Genomic DNA, 21,218 nt, shown 5'->3' with positions numbered 1-21,218 from the left:
CCATCACTACAGAGTGATGGCACCTTTTTTTGTCGTCCTGTTCAGCCTGATTGCCGGGCGGAACTGGGCGGCCCCCTACACCCCATCTTCCAACGACCAGGTTCTGGCTCGACTATCTCCGGCCGAACAAGCGCTGCAGCAATCTTCACCGATCAAAAACCAGGCCAACGCCACAGCGCAGGCACGACAACTGATTGATGAAGCTCGACTCAGGGAGGACTCCCGCTTTCTGGGTTATGCCCAAGCCACATTAAAGCCGTTCCTGACGCCCACCAACTCTGCCGCTACGCAACTGCTGATGGCAGAAATCGAACAGTACCAGCACCATTTTTCCTTGGCTCGAAGCCGACTGAATCGCTTGCTTGAACAACGCCCGGATGAGGGCCAGGCCTGGCTGATGCTTGCCAACCTGGATCGCGTGCAAGGCCACTTCACCTCTTCTCGACAAGCCTGTCAGCAGGCCGCAACTTCTCTCCCTGCCACCAGTGTCATCCTCTGCCTCAGTGGAATCCAGGCAATCACCGGCAACCTGGACAAGGCCGAGCAGACACTGACCCGGCTGGCCAACAGTGATCAGCTTTCAATGACAGATGACGAACGCCAGTGGCTATACACCCTGCTCACTGAAATCGCCGTGCAACAAGGGGATAACGCCTTGGCACTTACCCATGTTCAACAGGCCTTGCAGATAGCTCCACAATCGCCCTACCTGCGTTATTTGCAGAGTGACATTTGGCTTATGCAAGGTGCCAACGCCAAGGTGATTACCGATCTGCTGGACTGGCAGGACAGGGATAACGCCCTGCTACGCCTGGCCATTGCCGCCAAGCGAAGTCGGCATTCTGAAGCTTCAAACTGGCGCAATGCCTATCAGCAACGCGTCGACATGGCCCAACAATCACAAAGACCCATTCATCATCGTGAACACGCCCGTTTTTTACTGTCGGTAACGGAACAGGCTGACGAGGCACTTGAGGCGGCCAGAGCTAACTGGGAAACACAAAGGGAGCTGAGCGATCTGCGCATCCTGCTGGCCAGTGCGGCACTGAGCGAAAATGAAAAATCACTGGATGATGCCTACCGATTTATTCAACGTCACAACATCAACGACGCGCCTTCTCAACACTGGAACGAGAGGGCAACCCGATGAAAGCGATATTATCCCTGATTCTTGCCCTGATCACGATGCAGGCCCTGGCGCATAAACCCAGTGACAGTTACCTGCAACTCGACGCTCGCTCCGACAGCAAACAACTGTCCGGACGTTGGGACATTGCCCTGAGAGATCTGAACCTGCTGATTCCGCTTGATGAGAATCGCGATGCGGTGATCACCTGGGGGGAGTTGCAACGTATGCAGGGCAGTTTGGGCAAAGAGATATTGCCCGCACTCAGTCTGACGGCCTTGCAGGACGACATACGTTATCCGTGCCCATTAACCCTGACCCGTTTGCAGGCCATTGATCATGTGGATGGCACCTATGCGGCCCTGCACTTGCAAGGCCAATGCAGCGCCCCTCCCCAACAGCTGGAAGTCGATTACCAGCTCCTGTTTGAGCGCGACCCGGATCATCATGGCCTTTTGCGTCTGGACCAGGATGGCACCCAACTTACCGCCACCTTTAGCAACCAGCAACGCCGCCAGCAGTTCAACGCAGAACTCACCCCCCTCTGGCCAGCCTTCCAGGGTTTTGTTTATCAGGGGATCCACCACATCCTGATTGGCTATGATCACATTCTGTTTCTGCTGACCCTGTTGTTCCCCGCGGTACTGGTCTGGCAAAGAGGTGGTTGGCAACCGGCTGCCAACATGGGCAGCGCGCTGACTCAAACCCTGGCCATCGTGACGGCCTTCACGCTGACGCATTCACTCACGCTGGGGCTTGCCACTCTGGGTATCATCTCACTGCCTTCATGGCTGGTGGAGTCTGCCATTGCCGCCACCGTTGCCATTGGCGCCGTAGCAAACTTGCTGCCCCGTTACTTCCCCAAACGATGGGTAATGGCGTTTGTCTTTGGTCTGATCCACGGCATGGGTTTCGCCTCGGTTCTTGCGGACCTGGGATTGACCGACAGCGGCATCTTCCTGCCACTTCTGGGCTTTAATCTCGGTGTAGAGCTGGGTCAGGTTGCCATTGTTCTGGTATTTGTTCCCTTGGCGTATCTGATGCGGCAAACGCATTTTTATCAACGCATTTTTGTGCCAGTCGGGTCACTTTCGATCATGTTGCTTGCCGGGGTCTGGCTAGTGGAAAGGCTCAGCTGATGACTTTTCCCCAGCCAGGCACAGTGCTAACGGGTACATTGTGAGTTGCGAGTTGCGAGTTGCGAGTTGCGAGTTGCGAGTTGCGAGTTGCGAAGAGCAAAACCCACGAAAACCGAAAGACAAAGATTTTTCTTTTCGCTTTTGATTTTCGCAACTCGAAACTCGAGACTCGCTACCCCCTGCAGACAAAAAAGCCGCCCCGGTTTCCCGGAGCGGCTTTTTATCAGGCGGAACGTCGCGGCACGGAACCAGCGTCAGGACGGCTGACACCAACCTCACACGCGTTTAAACTTTCAACTGACGTTACAGCACTTCAATGATCGTCGCGTTAGCCGTTCCAAGGCCTTCACAGATTGCCAGCAATCCATACTTGCCACCACGACGCTTCAGTTCGTAGATCAGGGTACCCATCAGCTTGGTACCGGTGCCACCCAGCGGGTGACCCAGTGCCTGGGCACCACCGTTCACGTTCAGTTTGTCGTAATCCGCGCCCACCGCTTTCATCCAGGCCAGCGGTACAGAGCCAAACGCTTCGTTCACTTCATACAGATCGATATCGCCAATAGTCATGCCCGCTGCGGCCAGCACTTTTTCGGTAGCAGGGATCGGGCCTTCCAGCACCATGGTCGGATCAGAACCAACTACCGACATGGCGTGAATACGGGCCAGCGGCGTCAGGCCAAATTCTTTCAGGGCTTTCTCGCTGACGATCATCAGCGCAGACGCGCCATCGGTGATCTGGCTGGCATTGGCCGCGCTGATGTAGCCGCCGTCAACCAGCGGATTCAGTGCCTTGATGGCGGCCAGATCCGCTTCCCAACGAATCCCTTCATCTACCACGTGCTCCTCCTGGGAGCCGTCTTCCAGGGTCACGGTGATCGGAATGATCTCGTCCTTGAAACGGCCCGCTTCGGTGGCCGCCGCGCCACGCTTGTGGGAGTCATAGGCGAACTGATCCAGCTCTTCCTTGCTCACGCCGTATTTCTCGGCCATGCGCTCGGCACCGTTGAACTGGCTGAAATGCTCACCCGGGTAACGTTTACTGATTTCCACGCCATCGAACGGAGACCCCATTTCCTTCACGGCCACCGCCGGAGAACCGATCGGCACCTGGCTCATGGATTCCACACCACCGGCGATGATCACATCCTGAGTGCCACTCATGACCGCCTGGGCCGCAAAGTGAATGGCTTGCTGGGAAGAACCGCACTGGCGATCGATAGACACGCCCGGTACGGATTCCGGCAGGCATGAGCTGAGAATAGAGGTGCGAGCCACATTGAAGGTCTGCGGACCGATCTGGCTGACACAACCGTAGATCACGTCGTCTACCTTGTCCGCCGGCAGGCCGGTGCGCTCGATCAGGGCATCGATAACCTTGCCGCCCATGTCCGCCGGGTGAGTCTTGCTTAACCGGCCGTTCTTCTTGCCACCTGCGGTGCGAACCGCCGCTACGATATATGCTTCTGCCACCTGGGGCCTCCTCAATCTCTTGACTGATTACCACGGGAAATATGGGGTGCAGGCTACGATGGGCCTGCCCGCGGCTCAATGACACATTCGCCGGCGGCGGTGAGAATCCGGTCAGGAAATGGCCGCGTCCCGAGTGTTTTCCACCTCTTGTAAAATCTATAAAGTTCGAAAAAATCGATTAAAAGGCTCAGTCTTTCGCGCTTTGTTATCGAACAGTCTGTCACCATTCTTGTCATCTGATTGCATGTACCACGGTACGACGCTGGCAGAACAACAATGCGCACCACCCACAATCGCCCAGCAGTACGTCACGGCAACACGCCGCTTAATGACAGAGAACGGGTGATAACAAACCATGAGGAAAAAACGAAAAAAACCGGCTTTACCCCAAACCTGCGCAGCTCTGCTGACCGCCGCGGCCCTGCTGATCCCCGTCACCGCAGATGCCGGAGAGCAGCCGCCATCACTGAGATTGGCCATGGTCGGCAACCCCGCCCACGCCCCCTATCGTCAACCCGTCTCCCAGACCGCGACTGACAGCGAAGAAAACACCGGAAGCTGGTCCTTCACACTGGATAACGATGCCCTGGTCCCCGGCAGCCGCGACCAGGATTACACCTACGGTTTGAGCGTCGCCGCCACCGGCACCAAGGCCCGGGATTTTGCCTTGTCTCTGGATACACCGCTGGGCTGGATAGACCGCGGCATTGGCGTCGATGGCATTGGTAACACCAGTGAGCTTGGCCACAGCTTTGAAGCCGGCCTGTTCGGCTTTACGCCCGAAGACAAGAGCATCGCAGCTCCACAATATGACGACCGTCCGTATGCCAGCCTGTTATATGCTTCCAGCAGCCGCATTCAGGTCAATCCGCAAGACAAGGTCGCCTGGCACAGCACCCTGACCGTCGGTGCCCTGGGGCTGGATCTGGCCGGCAATCTGCAAAACAGTTTCCACAAGGCCATCGGCAGTGAACATGCTGAAGGCTGGAACCACCAGATCAGTGACGGTGGCGAACCCACCGCCCGCTACTCACTGGCGCGTCAGAAAACGCTGCCTTTCTCCACTGATAACCTGGAAGTCAAAAGCACCGTTGAAGGGTCTGTCGGCTATATCACCGAAGCGCGCTGGAGCCTCAGCTTTCGCGCCGGAAAATTGCGGGCCCCATGGTGGCAAAGCAACCCGGAGCTGGCCCGCTATGGCGAGCGCAACAGCACCAATTCCATGGAACAAGGCAGCGAGCATTATCTGTGGGGTGGTATTTCCCTGGTGGGTCGCGCCTACAATGTATTTTTGCAAGGACAATTCCGCGACAGTGACGTGAGCTACGATAGCGACGAGATCAACCAGGCCATTGCCGAAGCCTGGCTGGGGTACACCTGGGGTTTTGGCGATGGCTATCGCCTGAGTTATGTCTTGCGTGGCCACACTTCAGAACTTAAGGAAGGGGTAGGCGACCGTAATGTTCTGTGGGGCGGGCTGGTGTTCGCCAAGTCATTCTAGTCGCCAGACTGCGCCACAATATGGCTCAACACCAGCGGCGCCAACCCCTTGGCGTTGCCGAAGTAATCCAGCAACTCGATGGACAGTTCCGGGAACCGCGCCCGGGCATCCTCGATCTGGGCGGGAATGTCCCGGCCCACATGCTTGCCCTTGTTGAAGAACAAGGGGTACAACTGCACATGTGTCACCGGCTGGTGCTCCAGTTGCTGGATTGCCTCGATCAGGGAAGGAAACGCCAGCTCTAGAAAACAGGGCAGCACGGCCACATATTCCTCGCCGGCGGCGTGGGCGGATTCTGCCACCGTCTCCACCAACGCGCGAAATTCGTCGTTGGCGGTATCACTGCGGCTACCATGGGCCATGATCAACAGTGCTTTGGACATGAGAACTCCTTGAGTGGCGACTACGGGGACAAGGCCGCTATTGTGGCCGCTTCCTCAATCACGATGGCGTGACGGCGCGCCAGCGCATCACGGTCATCATCGTAGCCGCCACCTATCACCGTCGCCACCGGAATATGCCGGCGGCGACAACGCTCGATGACACCGCGGTCCCGGTCAGCGATGCCCTGTTCGGAAACAGCCAGACGCCCCAGCGGATCCTGCGCATAAATATCCACCCCGGCATCATAGAACACCAGATCCGGCTGCAGCTGATCCAGCAACCGCTCCAGGGTATCGAACACCACATCAAGATAATCGCCATCAGTCATTCCCGGCGGCAACCCCACATCCAGATCACTGTGCATTTTTCTGACCGGAAAATTTTTCTCGCAATGAATCGAGCAGGTAAATGCCCGCGGCTCTTGCGCCAGCATGGCTGCCGTGCCGTCGCCCTGATGCACATCGCAATCAAACAACAGCACGGTTTCCACAGCCCCCCGGGCAAGCAATTGCTGCACCGCAAAGGCTTGGTCATTGAAGATGCAGAAACCGGAACCGAAATCGTAATGGGCATGGTGAGTGCCTCCGGCCAGGTGACACGCGAGACCATGCTGGAGGGCCAGCTGCGCCGTCATCAGGGTGCCCATGGGCGCAATGCAGGTGCGCTTCATCAACCCCTCGCTCCACGGCAAGCCCATGCGCCGTAATGCCTTGCTCTCCAGCGTGCCATTCACCATGGCCGACACATACTGTGGACAATGGGCCTGACTTAACAACGCAGGCTTTGCCCGGCCGGGACGAAATTCATTGTCGCCACGGGCAATCCCCTTGCTGCGCAGATACCCCTGCAGCAGGGAAAATTTTTCCATGGGAAAACGGTGTTTGCCGGGAAAAGGGAAACTGTAGTCGGGGTGATACACCAAAGGAAGCACGGGCTATCCGGGAACGCAGAAAGAGTCCCATATTCTGTCGATTCGAGCTGCCACCGGCAAACCGTATCAAAGAAAGACAGAGGGCACAGAATTTCACCTTCCCCGGTGATCTCTGTGCCCTCTTGGGTGAGGAAATCGCAGAATACCCCTCAGGATTCCTCCGCGGCCCGGCCACCTTCCAGGGAGCATCCCTTCCCTTCGAGACAAGACACAACTGCTGAACGCTTCAGGCCACGCTGAGTACGCAAGGAGTTATTCAGAGGCTCCCAGCACCCGGTACAGCGTGACGCGGGACTGGTACTGGTTATAAATCAGTTCCAGGCTGTTCTGGCGGGCATTGTTGAAACTGCTCTGCGCACTGAGCACATCGGTGAGTTCGGTTTCACCTTCCTGATAGCGCACCTGCGCCACCCGGTAGGCTTCCTCCGCCTGGGTGTAGGCTTCCTCGCGATACTGCTGCTGATCGGCCAGCGCCTGCACATTGCTCAGGGACTGCTCCACTTCCTGCAGAGCCACCAGCAAGGTACCGGTGTAGCTTGCCACCTGCTCCTCCCAGGCGGCCTTGCTCTGGTCGATCCGGGCACCGCGGGCGCCACCGTCGAACAGGGTCTGGGCCAGCGAGACACCCAGGCTGTACACCGCATCACCGTTAAACAGTGACGACAGGGCGCTGCTGGCATAGCCGCCGCTACCGGTCAGGGTAATGGAGGGCCAGTAATCAGCCCGGGCCGCAGCCACGGAATAATCCGCAGCCATCAGCTGCGCCTGGGCTTGAGCAATATCCGGCCGCTGGGCGAGCACCTGATCCGGCAAGCCAGCCTGAATCTCGGGCAGCTGCAAACCGTCCAGGGTGCCACCCCCCACCTGAAATACCTGGGGCATTTCCCCCACCAGCACGGCCAGGGCATACCGGCTCTGCCGTAACTGGTGACGCAGGGACGGCAGCTGCGCCTTGGCGTTGGCCACCACCGTTTTCTGCTGGGCCAGGTCCTGCGGCGAGACCGCACCGTTTTCGACTTTGGACTCGACCACATCAAGCACCTGCTGGGCGAGCTTCAGGTTTTCTTCAGACAGGGCCAGGTTGTCTTGCAGGTACAACACCTGCAGATAGGTATTCACCACGCTGGCGATCACCGTGAGTTGCACCGTATCGCGACTGAACTGACTGGCCAGCAAAGAGGCTCGCGCCGCATCCCGGCTGTTGCGAATCTGCCCCCAAAGGTCCAGCTCGTAACTGGCATTCAGCGACGCGTTGTAATTGTCCGTGCTGCCGCTTTCGCCGAACACGCCACTGCGTCCACCACCTGCACTCAGGCCCAACGAAGGAAACAGGGCAGCACCTGCCTGGGTCAGTTGCGCATCAGCCTGCTCGACCCGTGCGGCCGCAGCCAACAAATCGGTATTGGCAGCCAGCGCCTGGCCCACAAGCAGGTTCAGTTCCTGGCTGTTGAACTGCTGCCACCACTGCGGATGGTTGATCATCGCCTCACTGTCTTGCTGCTGGTTGAGCCATTGTTCCGGCATGGCTTGCTCCGGTGCGTCAAGGCCGGATGTCATGGCACAGCCGGACAGCACCGCCACACACATCACACATATCATTTTCTTAATCATTACTGAGCGCCTCCACAGGATTCAGGCGCGCGGCCTTCAAGGCGGGAGCAAAACCGAACAGCAGACCAATGCCCGCTGCGCACACAAAAGACGCCACCATCACCGGGACGGAAAACACAATCGCCATGCCCAACCATTCCAGCAACGAACCGACGAGAATACCAACCACCACACCGACCACACCTCCCAGCGCGGACACCACCACGGACTCGGTCAGAAATTGCTGGAGAATGTTTCGCTGCCGTGCGCCCGTCGCCATGCGAATACCGATTTCATGAATTCGCTCGGTAACGCTGACCAGCATGATATTCATCACCCCGATCCCGCCCACCAGCAAGGAAATGGCGGCAATCGAGCCGAGCAACAGGGTCAGGGTGTTCTGGGTTTCCGACACCATGTCCAACAGCGAGGCCATGTTGAAAACACGCACATCCTCGCGCCCGTGGCGGGCGGTCAGCAAGGCCACCGCGGCCTTTTCGGTGGCATCAATTTGCGAGACATCCTGCACCGCCAATGTGATGGAGCGCAGATAGTTTTGTCCAAACAGCCTGAGGGTGCCGGTAGAGAGCGGCACGATAACCACATCGTCCTGATCATCCCCCCAGTCGGTGGCTCCTTGGCTGCCCATCACCCCGATGACCTGAAAGGGAATACTGTTAAGCATCAAGAACTGGCCAAGCGGATCGCTATCGGGAAACAGATTGGCCTTTACGGTTTGCCCGATCACCGCCACCGGGGCATAACTGTTCATGTCCTGCTGGCCAAAGAAAATCCCCGACACCGGGTGCCAGTCTCGCAGCGACGGAAAATCTTCGCTGACGGCCTGCACACTGGTAGAGACATCCTTGCTGTTGGCACGAGCGGTCACGTTACCGGAAATCTCAGGTACTGCAGTGCGAATGTTCGGTAACTTTTTCAGCGCCTCGGCATCCTCTGGTACCAGTGTCGCAATCACGCCGTCGGCGACCCGTTGCTGGCCCCGGTCAGGTCGGATCACCAACAGGTTGGTGCCACGGTCATTGATGCGGGCGACCACGTCCTGCTTGGCGCCTTCGCCGATCGCCAGCATCACCACCACCGCGCCAACACCAATCACGATACCGAGCAAGGTCAGCACGGTGCGCATCCAGTTGGCCCGCAACGAACGCAATGCCATGATCACCGCTTCCAGCACTTCGCCCAGGTCGGGCAATGCCGACTGGCGCGGCGGGCGGGATACCGGCTGGGCACGATCCTGCTGATGGGGTTGATGACGGGTGTCGTTGATCACATCACCATCATGAATTTCCACCACCCGGTCAGCGTGGGACGCCACTTTGGCATCGTGGGTAATCACGATCACCGTATGGCCCTGCTCGGCCAGGCTGCGCAGCTGTGCCATGACAGCGTCACCGCTGACACTGTCCAGTGCCCCGGTGGGTTCATCGGCCAGAATCACCTTGCCGCCATTCATCAAGGCACGGGCGATAGAGACCCGTTGCTGCTGACCACCGGATAACTGGTTCGGGCGATTTTCCAGACGCTCTTCCAGTCCAAGGCTGGTCAGCAATGCCTGCGCACGCTGCTTGCGCTCTTCGCGGGACACCCCGGCATAAATGGCCGGCAGCGCCACGTTTTCCCAGGCACTGGCCGTTCCGATCAGGTGATAACTCTGGAACACGAAGCCAAACATTTCCCGGCGCAACCAGGCCAGCTGTTCGTGATCCATGGCCGTGACCGCCTGGCCGGCAAAACGGTACTCGCCGTCACTAGGCTGATCAAGGCAACCCAGAATGTGCATCAGGGTAGACTTGCCTGACCCGGAGCTGCCCATGATGGCTACAAATTCCCCGGCCTCGATGGCCAGATCAATGCCGTGCAATACCTCCACATCCTGCTCCCCCGCGGGGTAGCGCTTGCGGATATTGCGCAGTTCAATCAACGCCATCAGAACAGTCCCCGACGGCGCGGGCGGTCATTGTCTTTCGACGGCTCCATGGCCGGACCTGCCGCCCCCAGCACCACGGTGTCACCCTCTTCCAGTCCCTCGTTGATGACGATGCGCACGCGGTTATTGATACCCGCCTGTACCGGTTGATCCTGTGGCTCACCCTTGCCATCGAGCACCTGGACTTTCCACTGCCCGCGCCCGGAACGCTTGACCGCTGCCACCGGCAGACTCAACACATTTTCCGCCGCATTCACCACGAAGAAGACCTGAGCGGTCATACCGGACATGAGCTGAGCCTGCTCATTACCCACATCAAACTCCGCGGTGTACAGCACCACATTGTTGACCACTTCCGGGGTCGGCAATACTTGCCGCAACTCGCTGTCATAGCGCTGGCGATTATTCCCCAGGGTATTGAAGTACACCGGCATGCCTGCCCGAAGGCGATGCACATCAGCCTCTGACACCTGGGTGGAAATAGTCATGGTAGAAAGATCGGCAATCCGCATCAGCGTGGGCGTGGTCTGGTTGGCGTTCAGGGTCTGACCTTCGCGGGCCTCCATGCTCACCACCGTGCCACTGCGCGGAGCGTAGATTCTGGCGTACCCCAGATTCGCCTGATCCCCTTCCACACTGGCCTGTTTCTGGCGCAGCTGGGCCTGGAGCACTTTGATTTGCGCCTCGGTCACCAGCAGGGCCGAGCGAGCACTCTGAAATGCATCGTCGCTGGTGGCATCAGCACCACGCAGGCGCTGCTGGCGTTGATACTGTAATCGCGCCAGTTCCAGTTCCGCCTGACGCTGCTCGAGCTGTGCCTGCAAGGATTCCATTTCCGCCAGCCCGGCATCCACTTTGGTCTGCTGCACCGAGGCATCCAGCTCCGCCAGCAACTGCCCCTCTTCGACAGTCTCCCCGACCTCCACATGCAAGCGAGTAAGCTGGCCAGACACCTGAGCCCCCACATCCACGTAATCTTTGGGCTCGAGTGTTCCCAGTGCGGTCACCAGCTCCTCCACATCCCCCCGCTCGACAGTGGCCATTTGCCACTGCCTGTCAGGCGATGACGCCGATCCCCAGCGCCATGCCATGACCAGCAACAGCACAATTAGAATCAGCGATATAACAGCCGTTTTCCGGTAACGGCGAATCCAGACAGCCATGACATTTCCACACCATTAATGATGGAGGAAACGATAGACCGCAAAGGTGCAAGAAATGTGGAGAGAGAGTGCAAGCCAGAGGCTGGAAAGAAAGAAAGGCGACCGCTCCTGAGAGCGGTCGCTGTGCGTCAGTGCGAGCTACAACAGCCAGCGTAGACCCAGATACAGCGCGTTGCGGGCATGCTCGGTAATCACCTCCCCGTGGGAGAGACACAACCGCTCCGTCGGCCAGTCCAGAATGCGAGTGACACTGGCTCGCGCCTTTTTGCGGTTCAGATACACCAGCCGCAGCAGCGGGTGCCAACCCGGCTTTTTCCACAACCCACCCAGTTTCAGGTACCAGCGGGTCACGCCATGGTCACATTGCTGGAAGTTTTCGATCAGGTCCGCCGCGATCAAAGTCCGGCTGGCCACATGGAAAAACACTGTCTCGTGAATCATCGAGCCGTCGATAAAGACCAGCTCAAAATCCTGGCCCCAGTCCGGGTGTGGCGTTTCAGACAGGGTCGCATCAAAGGTCAGGTCCTTGCGCTTACTGACCAGCTTCGCCGGGCCATGCAACAGCGCCTGCGGATAACGGGCTTTCACCTCACCCGCATAAACATGATGGAACAGGTTAGGGCAAACGATGTGGGTCACGTCGCCCAGTGCCGCCAGCTCCTCTGCGAGGGCATCATCTACCGGAATGGGGGAATGCAGCAGCAAACCGCCAGAAGACAGTTTCACCACCGTCATGCGCGCGCCGACATGAAGCCCCATGAAGGCATGAGGAACTGCAACGTGCCAGACAGACTCGGTAAGCGGTTGCAATCGGGACATGCTTTTTTCCTTTTAAAAAATAGGGACACACTGGCACTAACGCCGCAGCGACTGGAGCCTATCAGGCGCGCAGCGGATCCAGCAGTTTTTCCGTGCCATCCATTTTCAGCATCAAGGCCAACGCCATGTAACGCCCCAGTTCGCCCTTCGGAAAACCCTTGTCGGCAAACCACAGCAGGTAAGGCTCGGGCAGGTCGATCAGTACCCGCCCCTGATATTTGCCAAAGGGCATGGTGCGCTCAACCAGCGCTTTCAAGTCTTCGTGTTTCAAATCCATAACTGCGGTGCCGGTAAAACATAAGTTTAGCACCATACGCTGGCGTCCTCGTGGACACCAGCCGCCCCGCTGTCAGCAGGCGCGATGCGGCACGGCCTCGCGATTTGCCTGCCGCAAGATCGACACTGCACTGTGGGTAAACAGGGCCGCAATCACCCCTGCCACCAACAGGTCCGGCCAGCGACTGTCCGCCCAAATCACCAGGCTGCCAGACGCCAGCACCGCCAGATTGGCGATGGCATCATTGCGTGAGCACAGCCAGGCCGAGCGGATATTGGCATCCCCCTGCCGGTGACGCAGCAGCAACACCGCGCTGACCACATTGGCCACCAGCGCCAGCGCCGCAACGCCCATCATGGTTTCGCCCACTGGCTCACTGCCCTGCACCAGCGCCCAACCACTGTTGGCCAGCACCAGTACGCCCATGACCAGCAGGGACCAGCCCTTGATCCGCGCCGCCCGTAACCGCCAGGTGAGCGACTGGCCCAATGCCCACAGGGTCAGGCCATAGGTGCTGGCATCACCGAGAAAGTCCAGCGCATCGGCCTGCAAAGCCCGGGAATCCGCCAATACCCCGGTGGTGGCTTCCACCCCGAACATTACCGCATTGATCCATAGCACAACCCACAACACCCGACGGTATGCGGGGGCCTGGGGGGCGCTCAGATCGGTATCGCAACATGCCATGCCTGTCTCCTTGTTCTGATTCACTCTGCCCCCATTAAAAAAGCTATAGTGACTACAGGTTCAAGGCTTTTCTTTGGTTCATCGCGGGCGAGAAGAAAGGAAAGTGGCCAGTTTGAAAGTCTGACGTCTGACAACCAGCTTTTCCTAATCCGCGACGCACCTTTTCATTGTCCTGCTGGAGGCAGCATGAGCACCCTGTTTTCCATTGGCACCCTGAGCAAGGTCACCGGCTGCAAGGTGGAAACCATTCGCTATTACGAGAAGATCGGGCTGATGCCAGAGCCGGCACGCAGCGAAGGGGGGCAGCGACGCTATCAACCGCGTCACCGGGAACGGCTGGGCTTTATCCGCCACAGCCGGGAGCTCGGCTTTACCCTGGACGATATTCGCGAACTACTGGCACTGAGCGAACAGCATGGCCATGCCGATGCCATTGCCCGCCGCCACCGCCAGGCCGTGGAGCAACGCATTCGCGCCCTCTGCGCCCTGCGCGATGAACTGGACCGCATGATTGAAGCATGCGCCCACGGCCATCAGGGGGAATGCCGCGTGATTGAAGTCTTGAGCGATCACAACGAGTGTGCGGGCGAACACTGACTCCGCCAGCCTCACCACAAAAAGGCGGCGACGTCAGCTGAGCCACAGGTGGTTGTCCCACCAGCCGCTGGGCAAATCCAGCCATTCACTGGTCACGCTTCCCCCCCGGCAATCAAAGTGGCGGCAGCGCCCCTGCCCGGAGGTCACGGCAAAGCCGCTGGGCACCACCCCGACCCCGGCACAATCCGACATGGGGGTATCCACCACCGTCTCTGCGGTATCCAGATCCCAGACAAAGAACCGGTTCCCCCGGGGGGCCGTCATGGCCACCAACCGTTGTTCGCTGTGGATGGCAATACTCGCGGTGTACTGATTCATCATGGCCAACTGTTCTGTTGCCACCGGGAAGGTCTGGTAGGGCTGTCCCGGACGTTTGATCGCCAGCAAGGGCACACTGTCCCAGGCCGGGCCCTGGTACTGCTGGCCGGAGACCACCGTGCCATCATCGGCCACAGCCAGGTGACGAATGCTGTTTTGGCGATGTTCAGGGGTTTCCTTGCTGAACCGTTCGCCGTGGCGATCCATGATCACCAGGCTGGGCGCCATGGCATCCAGGTTCATTTTCTCGCGGCTGTCGCTTTCGGTACGGATACCGCCGTTGGCAATGACCAGCGACTCCCCATCCGGCATCCATTTCAACTGGTGCGGCCCCACCCCATGGGTGGGCACCTCGCCATCACGGACCAGCCGCAGAGCGTCCAGATCCAGCCGGTAGCGGCCCAGCACTCCGCGGCCGGGGTCGCTCAGATCATTCTCGGTGGCATACAGCCACTCGCCTTGCCGGTGAAACACTGCATGGCCATAAAAGTGCCGCTGCGGTTCGCTGTGCAGGGTCTGCACCAGAGTCCCGTCACGCAGGTCGATCAGATAACTTTCCCGAGAGGGACGGCGACCCACAAACAGGGCCAGCGGCAAAAACGGATGGCGGGTAATGTCATGGCAACGCTCGTGCACCGGCGTGGCGAACGCTTGCTTGCCATCGAGAAAATAGCCCGCGCAATAATGCTGACCGGCATCATCATTGCGTGCCGACAGCAGCAACGGCGACTGCCCTCGACCCTGCCAGAACGCCCAGCCCCCCACGGCAGCCACCCCGGCCAGTGCCGCCCCGGCGCTCAATAATGTTCGTCGTGTCAGTGGCATGACTCTCTCCCGCCTGGCCCATGGAACCGCACCGAAAAACGTGGAGCGGAATCAATCTCCGTCGTTGGCGTTAAAGCCGATCTGGATACCCAGATCACTGGCCAGCTCGGCCTGTTGCAGGGTTTCCAGGGTATCCAGACTGCGATACAGGTCCTGGAGTAACGGCTGATTGGCCGGATCCTGTACCAGCTCGAACAACGGCGCCGGCAATGCCTCCAACTTGTCGCGGGTCTCGGCATAGGCTTGATCGATCTTGCCTGCCAGCTCGCCATCACTGACCAGTGAGCGCACCCGCTCCCACACGGCCTGGGCTCCTGCCAAAGAGGCCTGCAGGCTGGCCACCGATTGCCGGCTGCGCCAGGCCTCCGCCTGATACGGCTGGGCCACCCCCTGATTCAGGCGCCCCATGGGGGTGCCCAGTTTTTTCTTGAGCACATCCACACCGGTGATCTGCACGCGTAACACACCGCCCAGAGCGTCTTCAGCGCTGGCGTAACGGTCATTGGGGAAATCCGTTAGCTGGGCCAGCATGCCACCGGCCTCCTCCCACAGTGCCATCACCTCGCCGGACAAGCCCTGCTGGTGATGGGCAATGCCCATCAGCATCGGGCAATAGCGTGCCTTGTCCGCCTGCAGTTCCACGCTGTCATCAAACAGCACGTATTCAAATGCGGTAAGCCCTTGCACCACCACACTGGCGCCATCAAGCGCCTGCTGGGTGAGCGGATCATGACTGTCGAGCAAGGCCTCAGCCTGCTGCGCAACCATGTTGCGTTTGTCCGGGTAGAACTGCACCTGCCAGCTACGATTGCCTTCTGACAGCGGCCCCACCATCAGCGGCTGCAGGTAAGACCAGCCCTGCTGACTGGCCATAAACGCCTGCGCCACTGAGGTACGCTCAGCGTCGCCCTCACAGAACCCCTTCACCGCCTGAACCAGTGCAGCATTACGGTCATGCCACTGCTGATGGGCAGGGAGCAATACTTGCTGCGCCAGCTGGCTGGTCACTTCCTGTCGGGGGTTGCTGCACGCCGCCAGCAGGACGACACAGCCAAGTACAATCGCACTACGCATGATCCACTCCTTACAACGAATTCAGGAATGCCAGCAGCGCGGCACGCTGCTCGGCATCAAAGCTCAGCACCTGGTCCCGGGATGCGGCCGCTTCTCCGTCATGCCACAGAATCGCTTCCATCAGGTTACGGGCACGGCCGTCATGCAGCAGCTGGGTATGCCCGTTGACCGCCTCGGTAAGGCCGATCCCCCACAGCGGCGGGGTGCGCCATTCCTGGCCATTGGCCAGGAACTCCGGGCGACCATCCGCCAGCCCCGGCCCCATGTCATGAAGCAGCAGGTCGGTGTAGGGGCGAATGGTCTGGTTGGCCAGCTCCGGCTCGGCGGCCTCTGCGGCGGTGGTGTAGCTGGGCACGTGACAGCCCTGGCAATTAGCCTGGAAGAACAGGGTCTTGCCCGCCAGCACCTGCGGATCCCCCACATTACGGCGGGCAGGCACGGCCAGGTTACGGGTATAGAAGGTCACGTTGTCGAGAATGCTGTCGCTCACCTCTGGCACGCCGCCATGAGGCAGGGCCAGGCATTCGGTCTGGCTGGGAGCGCAGGAATCCGTGGGCACCAGATGGCTGGTCAGCCCCATGTCGTTGGCAAAGGCTTCCGCATTCTGCTGGCGCAGGCTGGGCTGGCCGGCCTTCCAGCCAAAGCGGCCGATGCGGGTGGTTTCAGTGGCCCGATCCCAGACCAGATTAGCGCGGCCACTGATGCCATCGCCATCGTCATCCTCAGGATCGGCATGGGCCAGCAGGTCTTTGTCACTGATCGATTCCAGCAGCCCCAGTCCAATCACCGGTGGCGCGATACGGGCGGAAAACAAGGTAGCGGGATGCATCTCGCCGTAGGCCAGATTGCTGAACGTCAGCTTCGGCTTGCGCAGCGATACTTCATGGCCGTCCGCAAACGTCATCACCACCGGCTCATAGTCCACCCGCACCCGACCTTCCGGTTCGATGCCGGGAATCGCCGCATCCTGGAACTGGCCGCCATAGTGAGGCTCGGGCAGCAACCCACTCTGGGTCAGATCATCTGCCTCACCGGCCGGCACCGACAAGCGCACCAGCATCGACACCGCCTGCTTCGCGTCCGGCCCCGGCGGGTGGCCGCGGCCATCCTTGATATGGCAGTTCTGGCAGGCGTTGGTGTTAAACAGCGGCCCCAGGCCATCACGGGCATCGGTGGAGGCCGGTGCGATCACCCACGGGTTACGGAAGAAGCTGTTGCCCACACTGAAATCCAGCCGGCGGGACGGAGACAGGTTCGCCAGCGGCAACGAAAAGGCGTTGTGGTCGGTCTTGGTGACCGTGGCCTCCCCCGCTGACAGGTGTTCGCCTGGTTCAGCCTCGGTAAAGGTGGGGCCGGAATCGCAGGCGGCCAACAGGGCGATCAGGGGCAAGGTGGGCAGCAGATAACGCAAGACACTCTTCCTTCAGGAACCAGGGGATCAGGCGGCCACAGCAAAGCGCCGCCCAAGGGGCGGCGCCATCTTACCAGATCTTAAAGAGAATCGTTTTCAGAACTCGTGATCGGCCGTGTCCGGGTTCAACGCCTGAATGTTTAACACCAGCGCAGCCTTTTCAATGCCCGTGGTCTGGGTTACCAGGGAATCGATAGCCGCGTTCACAGTGGCAGCGCCTTGCGCATTACCCGGTGCAATCAGCTGATCGAAGTGAACGCCAGTGTTGGCACTGTCCACCAGAGCCTGGAGGGCCGCTTCACTGGCCTCAAAAGCCTGCTTCAGCTGACTGTCCACCGCCGGGTCATTGGCGGCGACCAGATCGCTCAGAGAGGGCCCGCTGAGGGTCTCTCCATTGACCTGCTGATACTCCCCCAGATACACGTTCTGGATGCCCTTGCCATTATAGAAGTGCGAAAAGTGGGTGTTGTCACTGAAACAATCGTGCTCGTCTTCCGGGGAGTGTGCCGCCAGCGCCACCTTCATGCGCTCACCCGCCAGCTCGCCCAGAGACAGGCTACCCATGCCGAACAGCATTTTGCGCAGGCCGTTTTCCGGGGTGTCCGCCAGCAATTCGGCGCGATAGTTTTCCTGTTCCGGCTGCCATACGGCCACCATGGTTTCCAGGTCGCTGATCAGCAGATCCGTCACCACCTGAAGGTAGGCACGGCGACGCTCGTTATTGCCACCGGTCGCTTCCTCGCCCAGCGCGAAGTCCGTGGCCGGACGCTCGCCCGCCCCTGCCTCGGTACCGTTCAGGTCCTGGCCCCAAAGCAAAAACTCGATGGCGTGGTAACCGGTGGCCACATTGGCCTCGGAACCGCCCAGCTCATTCAGGCTGGCCAGCAGGTCAGCATTCAGGTCGGTCAGATCCAGGCGCTGCTCACCAATGGTCAGCGACTCACTGGCAATGATATTGGCGCGGGCACCAGGGTTGCCCATCACCGCCTGATAGCTGTCGTCCACATAATCAATCAGCCCTTCATCCAGCGGCCAGGCATTTACCTGCCCTTCCCACTCATCCACCACGCTATTGCCGAAACGAAAGACCTCGGTCTGCATGTAGGGGACCCGGGCATCACGCCAGGCGGCCCGGGCTGCGGCCAGATTCTCTTCGTCCGGAGAGTCCAGCAGGGTGTTGATAGTCGCCTGCAATTCGCGGGCTTGCGCCAGGGCATCGCTGTAACCAGCCAGCGCCAGGTCCGCATAATGGCTGATCACGTCCCGAGCCTGGGCCGCTTCATACGGGGCAGCCTTTTCTTCCACCTTGGGCTGATCGCTACAGGCAGACAGGAACAGGGAGGACAGCATCAGCCCCCCGGCGGCAACACGGGTCAACATAGAAATTCCTCAGTATGCGTGAACAGCAAAACGGGCCTTGAGCCCCCAATAGGGGCACATAATGCGAATTATTCTCATTGATTGAAAGAGGCAACGACGAAAAAATGCGCACTGCCACGCAACCAGAGGCCACTTTCATGGCAGGATTCGGGCCTATACAGGGAGTATTTTAGTGAACTGCATTCACAAACGCCCTAGAATGGCGCCGCGCTCCCCCTGCTGCCCTGCAGCCCATTACCTTGCGAGACGCCCCTCATGACCACCCTTCTGCTGATCCTGGTGGCGCTGGGCTTTGTGTCCATCGTCATCGAAGATATCGTCCATATCGACAAGGCCAAAACCACACTGTTCTTCGGTTCCTTTGCCTGGCTGCTGTTTTTTATTGCCCCGCCCGGCCACCTGAGCCATGAAGCACTGATGGAAAGCCTCAACGAAAACCTGCTGGATATCGCTACCTTGTGGCTGTTCCTGATGGCCGCCATGACGTTTGTGGCCTACCTGTCCGGCAAGGGCATCATCGACAGCATCGTCAATAAACTGCTGCCCTCGCGCATCAGTGAACGCAAACTGATGTTGCTTACCGGTCTGTTTGCGTTCCTGTTCTCGTCCATGGCCGACAACATTACCGCCACGCTGGTGTGTATCGCCGTGCTCATGAACCTGAACCTGTCGGCCAAAAAGCTGCTGCGCTACATTGTGCTGGTGGTGTTCTCGGTGAATGCCGGTGGTACCGCGCTGATCACCGGCGACGTCACCACCCTGATGATCTTTCTGGCGGGCAAGGTGGAAATTCCCGACTTGCTGATGCTGAGCCTGCCCGCCGCCGGTGCCGTGGCGGTCCTGGCGGTGATGCTGTCTTTTGGTCTCAGCGGTGACGTGCAGATCGAAAAGCAGAGCACCGTCATCGATCGCGGCGACAAGGTCATCGCGCTGCTGTTTTTCGCCACCATTCTTGGCACCATTGCCGCCAATGTGGCCTTCGGTATTCCACCGGTACTGTGCTTCCTGTTTGGCCTGTCACTGATGTTCATGGTGGTGCAGTTCATGAACAAGGATGAGCCGATACTGGAATACATCCGCAAGATCGAATTCGACACCCTGCTGTTCTTCCTCGGGGTACTGCTGCTGGTGGGAATGCTCAAGGAACTCGGCATGCTGGCCTACTTCCCGGCGCTGTACGACGTAATGCCCCCCGTGGCAGCCAACTTCCTGGTCGGGCTGGCGTCGGCACTGTTCGACAACGTGCCACTGACGGCTGCATTACTGAATTCAGGGATAGAAATGACCCTGCCGGAATGGCTGTCACTGACCTATTCCGTCGGCGTGGGCGGCGCCCTGCTGGTGATCGGTTCTGCCGCCGGGGTGATTGCCATGAGCAAAGTTGAAGCGCTGACATTCGCCAGCTATCTGCGTTATTTCGGCTACCTGCTGGTGGCCTATAGTGTGGGCTTCTTTGCGGTGCTGGGGCTGGGTTCGTTGGTGTAACCGGGCCGGCGGGAACACCTCCGCGGCTGCCGCTCAGGCGTTGAAGGCCGGATGGTAATGCACGTCTGCATCCGGCCATTCACCGCTTAACAGCAACGCCTGAAAATACTCGGCAGGCACACCGGGCAAACGCACCAGGGGGGTCGCGACAAAGCCGAAGCGCTTGTACCAGTTGGGGTCTCCCAACAGCACACAGCCCTGCGCTCCCCGCGCCTTGAGTTGCTCCAGTCCCGCCAGCACCAGTTCGCTGCCGATCCCTTCGCCTTGCCGAGAAGGCAACACCGACACGGGCCCCAGACCAAACCAGCCCGACGCGCCATCCGACAGGGTAACCGGGGAAAAAGCGATATGCCCGACCCGTTCATCCCCGGCATGCGCCACCAGCGACAGGGTCAGGGCTTGCTGGTCCCGCAGGGCATCAACAATCAAGGGCTCACGCTGGTCACTGTAGGGCACGTTTTCAAACGCCTGCGCCGTCAGCGAATGGATGGCAGCCACATCATCTGCCACCTCGGCCTGCACCGTAATCCCGGTCGAGGAAGTCATGCATTTCCTGCAAATAAGGACAGCGCCCGAGCCCTGAGGATCAGGACATCAGACGCGTCAAAAAAGTATCGACGAGAGGCTAATTCGCCCCATAAAGATCATTGTTGAGATCCATCAGATCCCGATCCATCTGCTGCCAGTTGGTTTGGCCACCATCGTCGTCCATGCCGGCCAGTTCGTGATATTCATCAATGCGTTGCTGCAGATCTACCAACACATCCTGCAAGGCAAGACGGTGACGTTCGGCTTCGGTGTTGGTATCGCCATTGGCGCCCACCCCGATTTTTTCGATCTGCATCAATTCTGCTTCCAGTTCATCCAGCTTGCCTTTGATATCGGCAATCATGTTTTTCACAGTTTCCATAATCGCACTCCGTGTTTCGATCAGGATTCGATGATGAACCCGTTTTCAGAGTGACCCCATTTCATGAACGCGGTCAACCAGCAAGGATGTAACGGCTTATTACGTCAGACAATCGGTCAGAAAAGTCATTCACAAGATGGCCCCCCTGTCCGCTTTTCGCTACATTGAACCCACTCTCAT

Annotated in this window: 20 protein-coding genes; 5 read left to right on the top strand and 15 right to left on the bottom strand. The window is 59.2% G+C overall.

From position 1 onward, the window contains the following. Positions 1–16: 16 nt before the first annotated feature. Positions 17–1,150 carry a tetratricopeptide repeat protein gene (locus tag D4A39_RS14150; protein ID WP_022985405.1) on the top strand — a complete coding sequence of 378 codons (1,134 nt, stop codon included), beginning with the start codon at positions 17–19 and terminating at the stop codon, positions 1,148–1,150. Then, positions 1,147–2,265 (top strand): HupE/UreJ family protein, encoded by a 1,119-nt coding sequence (locus D4A39_RS14145; RefSeq protein WP_022985406.1) that lies wholly within the window; start codon positions 1,147–1,149, stop codon positions 2,263–2,265. Before D4A39_RS14150 ends, D4A39_RS14145 begins: the two co-directional genes overlap by 4 nt. A gap of 303 nt (positions 2,266–2,568) precedes the next feature. Here D4A39_RS14145 and D4A39_RS14140 read toward each other — a convergent pair whose 3' ends face one another. Further along, a complete protein-coding gene (locus tag D4A39_RS14140) occupies positions 2,569–3,738 on the bottom strand; it encodes an acetyl-CoA C-acetyltransferase (RefSeq protein WP_022985407.1) in 1,170 nt (389 codons plus the stop codon). Positions 3,739–4,093: 355 nt separating this feature from the next. Between D4A39_RS14140 and D4A39_RS14135 the strand changes: the two genes are divergently transcribed. Next, positions 4,094–5,239: a lipid A deacylase LpxR family protein gene (locus D4A39_RS14135; protein ID WP_119918440.1), complete on the top strand. Its 1,146-nt coding sequence runs from the start codon at positions 4,094–4,096 to the stop codon at positions 5,237–5,239. Here D4A39_RS14135 and D4A39_RS14130 read toward each other — a convergent pair. The 8 genes from D4A39_RS14130 to D4A39_RS14095 form a co-directional block, all read right to left on the bottom strand. After that, a complete protein-coding gene (locus D4A39_RS14130; protein ID WP_022985409.1) occupies positions 5,236–5,622 on the bottom strand; it encodes a sirohydrochlorin chelatase in 387 nt (128 codons plus the stop codon). The two genes, D4A39_RS14135 and D4A39_RS14130, sit on opposite strands and share 4 nt — an antisense overlap. A 20-nt stretch (positions 5,623–5,642) precedes the next feature. Then, entirely contained in the window at positions 5,643–6,554 is a 912-nt protein-coding gene (locus D4A39_RS14125) for a histone deacetylase family protein (RefSeq protein WP_022985410.1), read from the bottom strand. A 252-nt stretch (positions 6,555–6,806) separates the two neighbouring features. Then, positions 6,807–8,165, bottom strand: a complete 1,359-nt coding sequence (locus D4A39_RS14120) for an efflux transporter outer membrane subunit (protein WP_031226468.1) — start codon at positions 8,163–8,165, stop codon at positions 6,807–6,809. Further along, positions 8,158–10,092, bottom strand: coding sequence for a MacB family efflux pump subunit (locus D4A39_RS14115; RefSeq protein ID WP_022985412.1), 1,935 nt, complete (start codon positions 10,090–10,092; stop codon positions 8,158–8,160). Before D4A39_RS14115 ends, D4A39_RS14120 begins: the two co-directional genes overlap by 8 nt. Beyond that, positions 10,092–11,255: an efflux RND transporter periplasmic adaptor subunit gene (locus D4A39_RS14110; RefSeq protein ID WP_035482149.1), complete on the bottom strand. Its 1,164-nt coding sequence runs from the start codon at positions 11,253–11,255 to the stop codon at positions 10,092–10,094. The genes D4A39_RS14115 and D4A39_RS14110 overlap by 1 nt, the downstream gene beginning before the upstream one ends. A 138-nt stretch (positions 11,256–11,393) precedes the next feature. Continuing rightward, on the bottom strand, positions 11,394–12,074 hold the full coding sequence (locus D4A39_RS14105) for a DUF4336 domain-containing protein (protein WP_022985414.1): 681 nt from the start codon (positions 12,072–12,074) through the stop codon (positions 11,394–11,396). 61 nt (positions 12,075–12,135) lie between these two features. After that, the gene (locus tag D4A39_RS14100) at positions 12,136–12,351 is read right to left on the bottom strand and encodes a DUF3820 family protein (protein WP_031226472.1); all 216 of its coding nucleotides are present in this window, start codon (positions 12,349–12,351) and stop codon (positions 12,136–12,138) included. A gap of 72 nt (positions 12,352–12,423) precedes the next feature. Next, positions 12,424–13,038, bottom strand: coding sequence for a cation efflux transmembrane domain-containing protein (locus D4A39_RS14095; RefSeq protein ID WP_022985416.1), 615 nt, complete (start codon positions 13,036–13,038; stop codon positions 12,424–12,426). Between the two features lie 186 nt (positions 13,039–13,224). Between D4A39_RS14095 and D4A39_RS14090 the strand changes: the two genes are divergently transcribed. Continuing rightward, on the top strand, positions 13,225–13,635 hold the full coding sequence (locus D4A39_RS14090) for a MerR family transcriptional regulator (RefSeq protein WP_022985417.1): 411 nt from the start codon (positions 13,225–13,227) through the stop codon (positions 13,633–13,635). 33 nt (positions 13,636–13,668) lie between these two features. On the opposite strand, the gene D4A39_RS14085 is transcribed toward D4A39_RS14090, so the two are convergent. The 4 genes from D4A39_RS14085 to D4A39_RS14070 form a co-directional block, all read right to left on the bottom strand. Further along, the gene (locus tag D4A39_RS14085; protein WP_199699469.1) at positions 13,669–14,778 is read right to left on the bottom strand and encodes a DUF1513 domain-containing protein; all 1,110 of its coding nucleotides are present in this window, start codon (positions 14,776–14,778) and stop codon (positions 13,669–13,671) included. Between the two features lie 51 nt (positions 14,779–14,829). After that, positions 14,830–15,852 carry an imelysin family protein gene (locus D4A39_RS14080; protein ID WP_022985419.1) on the bottom strand — a complete coding sequence of 341 codons (1,023 nt, stop codon included), beginning with the start codon at positions 15,850–15,852 and terminating at the stop codon, positions 14,830–14,832. Between the two features lie 10 nt (positions 15,853–15,862). Then, positions 15,863–17,263, bottom strand: a complete 1,401-nt coding sequence (locus D4A39_RS14075) for a di-heme oxidoreductase family protein (protein WP_022985420.1) — start codon at positions 17,261–17,263, stop codon at positions 15,863–15,865. A gap of 96 nt (positions 17,264–17,359) precedes the next feature. Next, the gene (locus D4A39_RS14070) at positions 17,360–18,643 is read right to left on the bottom strand and encodes an imelysin family protein (protein WP_119918439.1); all 1,284 of its coding nucleotides are present in this window, start codon (positions 18,641–18,643) and stop codon (positions 17,360–17,362) included. Between the two features lie 255 nt (positions 18,644–18,898). On the opposite strand from D4A39_RS14070, the gene nhaD reads away from it, so the two are divergent. Beyond that, positions 18,899–20,128, top strand: coding sequence for a sodium:proton antiporter NhaD (gene nhaD / locus D4A39_RS14065; RefSeq protein ID WP_022985422.1), 1,230 nt, complete (start codon positions 18,899–18,901; stop codon positions 20,126–20,128). Between the two features lie 33 nt (positions 20,129–20,161). Here the strand turns inward: nhaD and D4A39_RS14060 are convergent, their stop codons facing one another. Together D4A39_RS14060 and D4A39_RS14055 are read right to left on the bottom strand one after the other, a co-directional pair. Continuing rightward, positions 20,162–20,674, bottom strand: coding sequence for a GNAT family N-acetyltransferase (locus D4A39_RS14060; protein WP_119918438.1), 513 nt, complete (start codon positions 20,672–20,674; stop codon positions 20,162–20,164). A 79-nt stretch (positions 20,675–20,753) separates the two neighbouring features. Next, positions 20,754–21,038, bottom strand: coding sequence for a hypothetical protein (locus D4A39_RS14055; protein ID WP_022985424.1), 285 nt, complete (start codon positions 21,036–21,038; stop codon positions 20,754–20,756). Between the last annotated feature and the right edge of the window lie 180 nt (positions 21,039–21,218).

The sequence above is a fragment of the Alcanivorax profundi genome, assembly GCF_003597125.1.
Lineage (GTDB): Bacteria > Pseudomonadota > Gammaproteobacteria > Pseudomonadales > Alcanivoracaceae > Alcanivorax > Alcanivorax profundi.
This window is presented reverse-complemented; position numbering and strand designations above follow the sequence as displayed.

Excerpts from the sequence above, each read along its gene's own strand:
- D4A39_RS14150 (WP_022985405.1), top strand. The coding sequence starts at position 17 with ATGGCACCTTTTTTTGTCGTCCTGTTCAGCCTGATTGCCGGGCGGAAC.
- D4A39_RS14145 (WP_022985406.1), top strand. The coding sequence starts at position 1,147 with ATGAAAGCGATATTATCCCTGATTCTTGCCCTGATCACGATGCAGGCC.
- D4A39_RS14135 (WP_119918440.1), top strand. The coding sequence starts at position 4,094 with ATGAGGAAAAAACGAAAAAAACCGGCTTTACCCCAAACCTGCGCAGCT.
- D4A39_RS14130 (WP_022985409.1), bottom strand. The coding sequence starts at position 5,622 with ATGTCCAAAGCACTGTTGATCATGGCCCATGGTAGCCGCAGTGATACC.
- D4A39_RS14120 (WP_031226468.1), bottom strand. The coding sequence starts at position 8,165 with ATGATTAAGAAAATGATATGTGTGATGTGTGTGGCGGTGCTGTCCGGC.
- D4A39_RS14115 (WP_022985412.1), bottom strand. The coding sequence starts at position 10,092 with ATGGCGTTGATTGAACTGCGCAATATCCGCAAGCGCTACCCCGCGGGG.
- D4A39_RS14110 (WP_035482149.1), bottom strand. The coding sequence starts at position 11,255 with ATGGCTGTCTGGATTCGCCGTTACCGGAAAACGGCTGTTATATCGCTG.
- D4A39_RS14105 (WP_022985414.1), bottom strand. The coding sequence starts at position 12,074 with ATGTCCCGATTGCAACCGCTTACCGAGTCTGTCTGGCACGTTGCAGTT.
- D4A39_RS14100 (WP_031226472.1), bottom strand. The coding sequence starts at position 12,351 with ATGGATTTGAAACACGAAGACTTGAAAGCGCTGGTTGAGCGCACCATG.
- D4A39_RS14095 (WP_022985416.1), bottom strand. The coding sequence starts at position 13,038 with ATGGCATGTTGCGATACCGATCTGAGCGCCCCCCAGGCCCCCGCATAC.
- D4A39_RS14090 (WP_022985417.1), top strand. The coding sequence starts at position 13,225 with ATGAGCACCCTGTTTTCCATTGGCACCCTGAGCAAGGTCACCGGCTGC.
- D4A39_RS14085 (WP_199699469.1), bottom strand. The coding sequence starts at position 14,778 with ATGCCACTGACACGACGAACATTATTGAGCGCCGGGGCGGCACTGGCC.
- D4A39_RS14080 (WP_022985419.1), bottom strand. The coding sequence starts at position 15,852 with ATGCGTAGTGCGATTGTACTTGGCTGTGTCGTCCTGCTGGCGGCGTGC.
- D4A39_RS14070 (WP_119918439.1), bottom strand. The coding sequence starts at position 18,643 with ATGTTGACCCGTGTTGCCGCCGGGGGGCTGATGCTGTCCTCCCTGTTC.
- nhaD (WP_022985422.1), top strand. The coding sequence starts at position 18,899 with ATGACCACCCTTCTGCTGATCCTGGTGGCGCTGGGCTTTGTGTCCATC.
- D4A39_RS14060 (WP_119918438.1), bottom strand. The coding sequence starts at position 20,674 with ATGACTTCCTCGACCGGGATTACGGTGCAGGCCGAGGTGGCAGATGAT.
- D4A39_RS14055 (WP_022985424.1), bottom strand. The coding sequence starts at position 21,038 with ATGGAAACTGTGAAAAACATGATTGCCGATATCAAAGGCAAGCTGGAT.